The organism is Exiguobacterium sp. UBA5002 (assembly GCF_002396765.1).
GTDB lineage: Bacteria > Bacillota > Bacilli > Exiguobacteriales > Exiguobacteriaceae > Exiguobacterium_A.
The window spans coordinates 35,408-46,221 of sequence record NZ_DGYQ01000004.1 but is presented as its reverse complement, the minus strand read 5'-3'; the positions used below and the strand labels follow the sequence as shown (position 1 = coordinate 46,221).

The 10,814-nt window shown below is 47.6% G+C and carries 10 protein-coding genes; 7 read left to right on the top strand and 3 right to left on the bottom strand.

All coding sequences use genetic code 11. The features are described 5' to 3' along the window. Positions 1 to 225 precede the first annotated feature (225 nt). Positions 226 to 1,050: an endonuclease I family protein gene (locus B4C70_RS00410; RefSeq protein WP_149427005.1), complete on the bottom strand. Its 825-nt coding sequence runs from the start codon at positions 1,048 to 1,050 to the stop codon at positions 226 to 228. 337 nt (positions 1,051 to 1,387) lie between these two features. On the opposite strand from B4C70_RS00410, the gene amyS reads away from it, so the two are divergent. Continuing rightward, entirely contained in the window at positions 1,388 to 2,929 is a 1,542-nt protein-coding gene (gene amyS, locus B4C70_RS00405) for an alpha-amylase (protein WP_290776247.1), read from the top strand. Positions 2,930 to 2,975: 46 nt separating this feature from the next. Here the strand turns inward: amyS and B4C70_RS00400 are convergent, their stop codons facing one another. Then, positions 2,976 to 3,590, bottom strand: coding sequence for an NAD(P)-dependent oxidoreductase (locus B4C70_RS00400; RefSeq protein WP_149427003.1), 615 nt, complete (start codon positions 3,588 to 3,590; stop codon positions 2,976 to 2,978). Between the two features lie 181 nt (positions 3,591 to 3,771). Between B4C70_RS00400 and B4C70_RS00395 the strand changes: the two genes are divergently transcribed. From B4C70_RS00395 to B4C70_RS00370, 6 genes are all read left to right on the top strand, one after another. Then, complete coding sequence (locus B4C70_RS00395) at positions 3,772 to 4,461, top strand: hypothetical protein (protein WP_290776244.1); 690 nt, start codon at positions 3,772 to 3,774, stop codon at positions 4,459 to 4,461. Positions 4,462 to 4,478: 17 nt separating this feature from the next. Beyond that, a complete protein-coding gene (locus B4C70_RS00390) occupies positions 4,479 to 5,402 on the top strand; it encodes an AAA family ATPase (protein WP_029341157.1) in 924 nt (307 codons plus the stop codon). Between the two features lie 6 nt (positions 5,403 to 5,408). Beyond that, positions 5,409 to 6,476, top strand: a complete 1,068-nt coding sequence (locus B4C70_RS00385) for a DUF58 domain-containing protein (protein ID WP_290776243.1) — start codon at positions 5,409 to 5,411, stop codon at positions 6,474 to 6,476. A 28-nt stretch (positions 6,477 to 6,504) separates the two neighbouring features. After that, a complete protein-coding gene (locus tag B4C70_RS00380; protein ID WP_047390994.1) occupies positions 6,505 to 7,365 on the top strand; it encodes an ABC transporter permease subunit in 861 nt (286 codons plus the stop codon). Further along, positions 7,365 to 8,393, top strand: coding sequence for an ABC transporter permease subunit (locus B4C70_RS00375; RefSeq protein ID WP_214769142.1), 1,029 nt, complete (start codon positions 7,365 to 7,367; stop codon positions 8,391 to 8,393). Before B4C70_RS00380 ends, B4C70_RS00375 begins: the two co-directional genes overlap by 1 nt. A gap of 114 nt (positions 8,394 to 8,507) precedes the next feature. Next, positions 8,508 to 9,680 carry an MFS transporter gene (locus B4C70_RS00370; RefSeq protein WP_290776239.1) on the top strand — a complete coding sequence of 391 codons (1,173 nt, stop codon included), beginning with the start codon at positions 8,508 to 8,510 and terminating at the stop codon, positions 9,678 to 9,680. A 52-nt stretch (positions 9,681 to 9,732) separates the two neighbouring features. Here the strand turns inward: B4C70_RS00370 and B4C70_RS00365 are convergent, their stop codons facing one another. Beyond that, the gene (locus B4C70_RS00365) at positions 9,733 to 10,806 is read right to left on the bottom strand and encodes an MFS transporter (RefSeq protein WP_341090077.1); all 1,074 of its coding nucleotides are present in this window, start codon (positions 10,804 to 10,806) and stop codon (positions 9,733 to 9,735) included. Positions 10,807 to 10,814 lie beyond the last annotated feature (8 nt).

The window sequence follows — 10,814 nt, the reverse complement described above, 5'->3', positions numbered from 1 at the left end:
CTTTCCTCAGGCGAGACACAAGCCAGTTTTCCTGCTTTATTCAAGCAGGAAAGCGGGTCTTATTTGTCTCTGTCAGCGCAAAGATGCGCTTTTCTTTGTAGGAGTTGCGTGAAACGCGTCATTCTTTTTGTTACAAGATAGGGGTGGCAGATCATCATTCTGCCACCCCTATCTTTGTAGAGACTGACTGTTGAGTCAGCCCCTTTCCTATTCACTGACTCGTCATCAATTTCCCCAAATTGATGTTACGTATTCCGGATGATCGATGAACGGATTCCGGTTTTTTTGCCACTTCTCGAAGATGACATCGTTGCGACGTTTCTCGAAGCTATCAACTGGGTCAAGCTTATTCCATGCTTTCAGCGTCGACAATTTGCCGTGTAACGGGTTCGTACCATTATTGACGTTTTCTGAAGCTTCGAGATCGATTTCTCCGCCACCTTCATAACGAACCGCCATGTAGAAGATCATCCGCGCGATATCACCTTTGACACGGTTCGGTGGTTCCCACGAATCGCTATCGCGATAGCAATCACATCCACTGTATTTCGTACCGCCATTATCGAAATCTAGATTCCCCCGTGCGCTGTTGACGACAACGTCTTCCGGACGCAAGTGATGCAAGTCTGTTCCTGGACCGTTTGACGTACCAAAGTCACCGTGTGACTTTGCCCAGACATGTTCACGATTCCATTGACCGACATTCCCACCGTTACTGCTCTTTGAAATCGATTTCCCCGTGTATAACTCGATGACGTTATTCGCATTGTTTGGATCTTGATCTGTTTCTTTCAGTGCTGTCCATACCGTGTCGTATGACACTTGTGTATGATTATCGATGATATCGTGCAGCGATGCCTTCAACGCCGCCCCTGTCTTCCCCGCTGCTGGTAAATAGTACGCATCGATCGTCGATTGTGACGTAACCATCTGCGGACCTGCTGAAACTTGTTTTGGATCAACTGTTTTTGCTGTGACCGGTGTAAAGACGATTGACCCGAGTGCAAGTGTTGCGGCAAGCGCACCTGTGACCTTTGACTTCCAGTTCATGTGTGTTCCCCCTTAAATGGTATGTATGAGAGCGGGTGTTACACGCTCATTTTCACACCGAATCCATTCCTGGTGGAAGATGGACGATAGACCTGCTTTTTTGTAGATGAGTCGTCGTTCAGAATATTCATTGAAAGGCAACGGTTAGATGGTCCTGATTTTTTTCATTCATGACGTCAATCCCATCGAAATAGTACTTCAGAAGAAATATTCTAGGGTCAAAAGTCACGAACAAAAGAGACTTACAAATAAGAATCCGGGATGATATTCCTCCTGTCTGAAGCTTCCCTATAATAAATAATGCAAGCGATTTCACAAATCATAAGGAGGTCTTTACGTGAAACAAAAAAGATGGATTTTAGCGACCGTCGCATCTGTTGCTTTTTTAGCGCCACTTGCGCAACCGATTGCAGTCGGCGCAACGGCAGACAACGGAACGATGATGCAGTATTTCGAATGGTATGTGCCAAATGACGGTAACCACTGGAACCGTCTCGGGAGTGATGCAACAAAGCTCGATCAGCTCGGAATCACATCGGTCTGGATTCCCCCTGCTTACAAAGGTACCTCGCAAAATGATGTCGGATACGGCGCCTATGATTTGTACGATTTAGGTGAGTTCAACCAAAAAGGAACGGTCCGTACGAAATACGGCACAAAGGCGCAATTAAAAACGGCGATCGGACAATTGCATACCGCCGGAATCGATGTCTATGGCGATGTCGTCATGAACCATAAAGGTGGCGCCGATTTCACGGAAGCCGTCACGGCAGTCGAAGTCAATCCGGGTAACCGTAATCAAGAAGTCTCTGGCGATTATCAAATCCAGGCATGGACGGGCTTCAATTTTGCAGCGCGAAATAACCTCTACTCGAACTTCAAGTGGAAATGGTACCACTTCGACGGCACGGACTGGGATCAATCGCGTTCAAAAAGCGCCATCTACAAGTTCCGCGGTACTGGTAAAGCGTGGGATACGGATGTCTCAGGTGAAAATGGCAACTACGATTACTTGATGTATGCGGATCTCGACTTCGATCATCCAGAAGTCCAGCAAGAAATGAAGAACTGGGGTAAATGGTACGTCAACGAACTTGGTCTTGATGGGTTCCGTCTCGATGCCGTCAAGCATATCAAACACGGTTACTTAGCGGACTGGCTCGCGAATGTTCGTCAGACGACGGGCAAACCATTGTTTACAGTCGCAGAGTACTGGCAGAACGATCTCGGCACGTTGCAAAACTACTTAAGTCGGACAAATTATCAACAATCCGTCTTTGATGCACCGCTTCATTATAAGTTCGAACAGGCAAGTAAAGGCGGCGGGTACTATGACATGCGGACGATCTTTGACGGTACTCTCGTCAAGAGCAATCCAGTCCAAGCCGTCACACTCGTAGAGAACCATGATTCGCAGCCTGGACAATCGCTTGAATCAACGGTTCAGTCATGGTTCAAACCGCTTGCTTACGCGATGATTCTGACACGTGAACAAGGCTATCCGTCGGTCTTCTATGGTGACTACTATGGTACAAAAGGTACGTCGAATCGCGAAATTCCAGCACTCGCTTCGAAGATTGATCCGTTACTTAAAGCACGAAAGGACTTCGCGTTCGGGAAACAAAATGATTACCTCGATAACCAAGACATCATCGGTTGGACACGTGAAGGTGTCTCAGACCGGGCAAAATCAGGTCTTGCGACAATCCTTTCGGATGGTCCTGGCGGTAGCAAGTGGATGTACGTCGGGCTTCAGAACAAAGGAGAAGTCTGGACAGACATCACTGGAAACAACACAGCATCGGTCACGATCAACCAAGATGGCTACGGTCAATTCTTCGTCAATGGTGGTTCGGTCTCCGTCTATCGCCAACAATAAGCATTCAAAAAGGTCTCTTCCGTATGACGGGAGAGACCTTTCTTCTTCATTCAGCGAGACCGACACTCGATTTGATATGATCTTCTGTCTCGATTGCTTGTAAGAGGAAATGCGCCACATCTGCGCGATTGATTTGTTTTGCATCTTCCGGAACACCTGTATCTGCTTGACGATAAAGCCCCGTCAACGGACCGTTCAGTAAACGGAGTGGTCGGGCCACCGTATAGTTCAAATCCGCTTGTTGCAAAAGCGCGATCGCTTGGCGGTGATCTTTCAGTGGATTTTTCAGAATCCGCTGAGCGAGCATTCCTTGTACACCCGGTAATTCATCATCAACACCGGCAGACGCGACATAACCAATTCGGTCTACGCCCTGCTTTTTCATCGCTGTCACGATCCGGACGAGACTCCGTTCTAAAAAGCCACTGTATGCAAGACTCTCTGTGCCAAGAGCCGTCAGGACAGCCTCTTGCCCGGCAACAGCAGTCGTCACTGCTTCTTGATCGAGCACGTCGCCTTTAACGACGTGTAACCGTTCGTCACGTAGTGTCAGTTTTTCCGGACTGCGGACGAATGCTGTGACCTCATGCCCGTGATCAATCGCTTGCTTGACCAGTTCTTGCCCCGTTTGACCCGTCGCTCCAAAAATAATCAATTTCATACAAAACACCCTTTCTCTTTCAAGATCCACTGATTCCATCATACCCTCACCACTTGAAAATGAATCGTCTCACCTTGTCTTTATTTTCAGAAAATTGTTTTTATTTGTTAAGCGTGTGTGCTAAAATCTTCCTAAGTAAATATGGATATTTTTTCCTTAAAAACAGGAAGGAGGATCGCTTGTGTTACGGCAACGCTTTATCATGTCGCTTGGTGTCATTTTGATTGGTCTGTTCTTGTTTCAAACTACGGCGACGTATATTTATACACATTACATCATGCCGAATCCTTTTAAAAAGCCTTCGATTGCAGAAACTGAAGCGAACGGCGAAATTAGTTTTAAAAACGGTCACTCACCTACTAACACAAAAGGCAAGATGCCTTTTGAACCGATCAATCCACGACCTGGTCCAAAAGAGCTCTGGAAATCCCTTAAAGCGGATGCCTCTGACTCTCCCTTTTCTTATCTACAATATGTCATTTTAATCAGCTTATTTAGTTTCATGGTCTGGAAACTCGTTCAGTCGCGTCGCGTGAAAAAACGGCGCAGGTCTACAGGAGACGTAACGGATGACGTTCCATTCGCTCAATCAATCTTTCGTCCTGCCTCTTTAAGAAAATCACCTTACCTGTATTCATCGTATTCGTCTTCACGTGTCCGTGATCTCGTCATCCACTTTGAGCAACACTTACCGCGCAGTCAGCAACGTCGTCCGAACGAAACGCTTGAAGACTGGTTACGTCGAATTGAGGTCCCTGTCGATTTTCAGTTGTATCGGAATATCCGCTACGGTGATATGTCGGAAACGATCGTCTCGAATGATGAAATTCTACGCTTCGAACAACAACTAGCACGCTACTCAACCATTTGACCTTGGAGGGATTTCCTATGAAACTACAACAATTAAAAGACCAACTCAATTCGATCTATCTCGGTAAACCGGACGTCATTGATCTCTGTCTGACGGCACTCATCGCAGAAGGACATATTCTATTAGAAGATGTACCGGGAACGGGGAAAACGATGCTCGCGAAGGCGCTCGCTCAAAGCTTCGAGAGTGCCTTCTCGCGGATCCAGTTCACGGCGGACCTTCTCCCGTCAGACGTCATCGGTTCGGACTTCTTCAACTTAAAGACGCAGGAGTTCGAGAATAAACGCGGTCCATTGTTTGCGAACGTCGTCTTGATCGATGAGATCAACCGCGCCGTTCCGCGGACACAATCGGCATTACTTGAGGCGATGGAAGAGCGTCAGGTATCGATCGGTGGAACAACCTATCAGATGCCAGCCCCATTCTTTGTCATCGCAACACAAAACCCGATTGAATCGGCAGGAACATTCCCACTACCGGACGCCCAACTCGATCGATTCATGGTCGCAATTGAAGTCGGTTACCCGGATTTCGAGAATGAACGTCGCTTATTGTCTGAGATTCTGACGAACGTACGTCGGTCAGCCGTCGGCATCGCGTCAGGTGGCGACTTGATTTCCTGGCAGGAAGAGGCACGCCGCGTCCATGCATCGCAAGACGTGCTCGATTATCTATTACACATCGTTCAAGCGACACGAAATCATGAACTCATTGAAGTCGGCGTCAGTCCGCGTGGAGCGATTGCATTACTTCGCGCCTCGCAAAGTTATGCGTTCTTGAATCAACGCGACTTCATCATCCCGGAAGATATCAAATATCTTGCAAAACACGTCCTGTCCCATCGCCTGACACTGACACTTGAAGGTGGAATCAAGACGACGAAAGCGGCTGTCTTGACGCATATTCTGGACGACGTGCCGGTTCCGGTCGAGATGGGGTGACGAATCATGCAGATTGAACGTTCCGTCCCGTTTTGGCTTGAACGCCGACTTTTTCCACTGTACGTCACGATGACGTTCTTCTTTCTTTTCATTCCGCGTCTTTCCGTCCTCGGATTTCTGTTCGCAGCTTTGGCGACGATTCATTTCGTCGTCGGGCGAACAGAAAAGCAGTTACGACGGGATGTCGCAATCGAATGGAAACATTATGAATCATTGATGTTCAACCAGGAGAAGACGTCGCTCCATTTGCAAGTCTTCGGCGTCGAATCCTTGAGTCAGCTTGGGCTCGAAGCGACACTTCGTTTGCACACGGATGGCGGAGTCATTTTCCCGGAGATGGACCCACTACATCCGGCGACGTTTCATGCAGTGATTGACTCTGAAGACGGAGTGACGATCCCGATTCAGACGGTTCGCCGCGGACCAGCCGAGTTCGATGAGATCATCTTGACGATTCGCCTGCCCTGGAAGATGGGCGTTTATCTCTTTACGTTCGATACATATCCGTCGTTTACAGTCTTACCGTCCTTGACGGCGCAAGCGACGCCGCTTCTTTTACAGCGTTTACGAATCGGTGATCGACCGGACCGTTACTCACCGCTCAAGAACAAACTGGTTCAACTCGGTGCAAAACCCTATACGGCGGAACCGTCAAAAGAGATCGATTGGTATGCGACGGCGAAGACCGGTCGCTTGCAGGCAAAAGTATTCGAAACGAGCAATCAAGATACGTTTACGATTGCCTTGAACTTATCTGCCCCGAGCGGTTACGGTCTCCATCAACAATTTGAGACGTTCATTGAACAAGCCGCATTCCTGATCAGTGAATTAATCAAAGAAGGCTGTAAGATCGAACTATTCCTCAATCGACTCGACGGAGCGAACCGAATGACGCATCTCTCATTACAAGAAGGACAACCACAATTAAAACATGTCCTGATGACGCTCTCGACGGTCTCGACGCGTGATTCGTTCATCGCGACGCAACAGTTCGAACGCTACGTACTGCGCCGGAAACATATGAACAGTCAGTTGATCCAAATTGGCAATGACCGAATCCTCGCCATCGGTTGAGGATCCAAAGAAAGGAGTTTTTCCCTTCATGTTTTTTATCGCCCGAAAATCAATTCAGCTCATCGTGGCTTTTTTTGTCTTGATTGCGATCAGCGCCCTTCCAGCACTCGTTGCGCAAATGAAATTCAACCCAGCAAGCTACTGGGAAGGTCTGAAACAGCAATTTGCTCAATTAACGAAACTTGATGAGATTACCTATTTCAACGTAACCGCTCAAAAGGAGTTCTTATTGCTTCCTACCATCAGTCCCTTTATTAAAGAGACGTTAATCATCTTTACGACAGCTATGCTGGTCTCCGCTGTGTGTGCGATTTTTTATGCTTATTTGTTTTATCGGAGTGGCCGCAAAACACGCATGATGCTGAAACAGACAACGCGGACGCTTGAGATGGTTCCGGATCTGTTCTGGATCATTCTTTCACAATTCCTTGTCCTTTATCTGTTTAAAACGACCGGGTATGACAAAATCGAAATTGCGGGATCCTATGCTGAGTACATTCGTTTTTTACCGATTCTTACCCTAACGTTGACAACACTATTCTTCTTCATCAAATGGTTAACGACGCAAGTACTCGAACAGGAAGCTGCTCCTTTTCTTGAACTCGCACGGGCTAAAGGCATTCGTCCTGCCGCTCTTTTCTGGAAACACTTGATTCCGACAATGATCTATCGGTTTTATCTGTTTTTCCGAGCGAACATCATTACGGTCTTATCGAGTCTCGTGATCATTGAATACACGTTCGAAGTGCAAGGTATGTTCCGGTTCGTCTTTTATAATGGACAAATGCCGATTTTGATGGTCATCTTGTTCTTAATCTATCTACCGATTTTCATCATTGATTTGTTGGCAGAATGGCTTATTCCTAACGCCTGGAAAGGGGGGATTTGATGCGTCGTACTTTGATGCGAGATCCTGTCTTCTGGCTATGTTTATTTTTACTCACTGGTTTACTGCTCCTTAGTTTTGGAAATACGATCTTTCGTGATGGTCAAGTCGATCAAATCTCGAACCGGTATGCTGAAGACGGTACGTTCCTTGCGACATCACCACTAAAACCGTCAAGTGATCAATGGCTCGGTACAGACCGCTCTGGCTATGACCTCTTTCAATTGATGATTGAAGGATTTAAATGGACAGCCGGTATTTGTATGATTGTTGCGCTCGGTCGAATGTTTCTTTCGCTAGTGATTGCGATTCCGCTAGCTTTTAGAAGTGCTCGCGTCAATCGATACTTAAAACTTATTCTTGATGGATTTTTAGTTTTACCGCTCTCTCTTGTCGCGTTGCTCATTTTGCTTCCATCACTTACGTTCTTTGATTCGACTGCTATCCCATCGTTGTTCGACCGTGTATCGTTCGAGTTAATCGTCTTGATTTTGCTTGGTCTCCCCTCTTTATCGCTTTATCTGATTGCTGAGACCCGTCAGTTACTTAGTCAAGAGTTCATGATTGTCGCCCAGACGCTTGGTGGCAGTCCGTGGCATCGGTTCAGACGCCACATTTGGCCACATCTTGTTCCAACGTTGACAATCGTTTTTATGCAACAGTTCATCCAAACGTTGATGTTACTCGTTCACTTATCACTTTTCAAAATTTTCTTCGCTGGAACGGTTAATTTACATGTAGGAACTGCCCCAACGATTTTTGAGTGGTCCTCGATGTTCGGTTATTACTATAACCAGTTTTCAGCGACGTCTTGGCTCAATCATATGTTCCTTGTTCCACTGATTGGGCTAGCATTAGTCGTCTTTTTCAGCAATCTATTCATGAGTCGACTCGAACGGGCTTTCCGCTTCCGCCAGCAACTAAAACCAATCAAGCTATCGGCATCTCGTGCTCAAGACGAAGCCGCTGCGACGTCGATGGTCGATCCCTTTACACTCGTTGCCCGGAACTCCCGTCACGATTCTGATTGACAATCCATTTTTTTCCTCTTACACTAGAAAAAAACACGAAATGAGGGCGTCCGATGTAAGTCATTCTGAATTCTCACTCCTAACTAAATACGTACGATATGGAGGTCATTCAGAATGAACCGGTTTACGCTTTTATTGGTCAGTCAATGGATTGCGAATGCGGGAGATGCGCTCTATATCGTCTCCCTGATCGCGATGATCTATCAAACGACAGGGCAAGCGAGTCTCGCTGCCCTGTTTCCTGTTCTCGTCACAGCAGGCATGACAGGAAGCGGCTTCTTATTCGCCCAAGTCGCTCAACGTGTTCCCCATGCCTCTTTGTTGTTCGGCAGTCAACTCCTCAAGACGATTCTATTAGGCGTCATCTGGGGATTTGATTTACCACTGCCACTTATCCTCGCACTCGTTGGATGTATCGCTTTCTTCGACGGATTTGCTCGTCCGATCGAAAGTGCCTTCATCCCTCGACTGTGTCAGGATGTTCAGAAAGCTAACAGTCTCGTACAAGGTTCGAATCAAGTGATTCAGCTCATCATGTGGCCGCTCGGCGCCATTCTGGTCAGCTGGTTATCGCCTCTTTCCGTCTTGTCCGTCTCGGCTAGTCTGTTTTTAGGTGCCAGTCTCATCAGCTATCTGTTCTATCGAAGCGTCCGCTCTCTACCCGACCCTTCGATGGAAGAAGAAGACGTCTCCTTCCGGTCGAGTATTCGCTACACGCGATCGCATTCTTTCGCGAAAGCCAACACGTATCTCGTCGGAATCGATGCGTTCGTCAGTACGGCGTGGATTTCTGCTCTGTTCCTCGTCTACATCGACACACATTTCCAGCTATCGGAACGCTGGTGGGGCATTCTAAATGCCTTCTATCTGCTGAGCATGATTGCCGGCAGTTACATGATGTTACGTCGTCGTGGAACGCGTTCTTTGCTTTATCGAAGTATCGGCTTTTCGATTGTTGCGACCTTCTTGTTTGCTTTCGCTCCAATCGTCACACTTGCCGTGATAGCTTGTCTGTTCCAAGGGTTTGCAAGTCAAGTCCGAGCGATCGAGCTGAATACGTTGTTGCAGACGACGACACCACTCGAACGGTTACCGTATGTCTATAGCGTGCAACAAACCGTGTATGCACTCTGCTTCTGTCTCGGTAGTCTGCTGTTCGGATGGCTTGCCGATCTGTTTGCGATCGAGATTGTCTATGCGCTCGCAGGAGTCCTCTCCTTGTTGATGTGGCAACCAGCTCGCCAGGTATTAGCACGTTCCTCTCAGGAGCAACGACACGTGTCGTAATAAATGACAGTCAAAAGGACAAAGGTCAATGCACCTTTGTCCTTTTTTTGATTCAGTTCTGACGCGTTCGCGTCACACTATACAACAGAAGCAACATAAGTGAGACGAGACTAAGCGCGGCATAGGTCATCTGAAGCGAAAAGACACGTTCGACGAAGACGAATAGGGTACCGGTTCCAAGCACAGTTAAACGTTCAATGACTGAGATCAGCGACGTAAACGTTGCGCGTCCATTTGGCGGTGCAACTTCTTGGATGACAGTGGTCAAATAAGGATCAGCCCAGCCATAGCACAAGTACAGCGTCCCGAGTAACCCGATACTGACGAGCGGTGAGGCAACCGACAATCCGGCAAGACACACGATATAGATCATCGCCCATCCGACGGGCGATCGGAACCGAGATAATGACGCACCGATCGCCTGCATGATTTGGAATAACACGAAGACGAATCCGAAATGGACCATCGGTATCGTTTGATCCCGTAGATAGAGTTGCCAAAACTCATCGACGAAATCAATCGTCGCCCCGTATAACAAGACAAGACAAAGAATTCGGACGTAGACGCGTCGAAACGAAAAACCGTTTAGCAACGTCTTCAACGAACTCGTCTCTCCGTCTTGTTCTCGCGATGCTTCCTTTAAGAAAAACGTCAGCAGTACTGTTCCGAGCAAAATCCACCAGGACACGTGATAGTGCCAAATCAAGTCTACCGATCGCACGGCGTAACTCCCGACAAGTGCCGCAAGTCCTGAAGTCAATAAACCACCGATTGAAATCAGTCGCCAGACCGTCTCGAATCGCTCTTCTATCCTTTGCATTCGCAATGTTTCATAGACGTGGGCTTCAATCGCTCCACTAAGTGCTGCGCCACCGATGCCGGCAAAGACCATCGCTAAGAGGAAGGCAAGTAAGGAGTGCGCTTCAATCAACACCGTAAACGATAACCACTCACATACGAAACCAGCCAGAATAAACGGCTTTCTACCCCACCGGTCGGATAACAAACCGAACGGAACCTCACCAATCAACATGACCCAAGCAAAGACGATTTCTGCGATGACGACGTCGGCAATGCTCATTCCCCGGTCTTCCCAGTAAAAGCGTTCAATCACATAAGCTGGAATGAACGAAC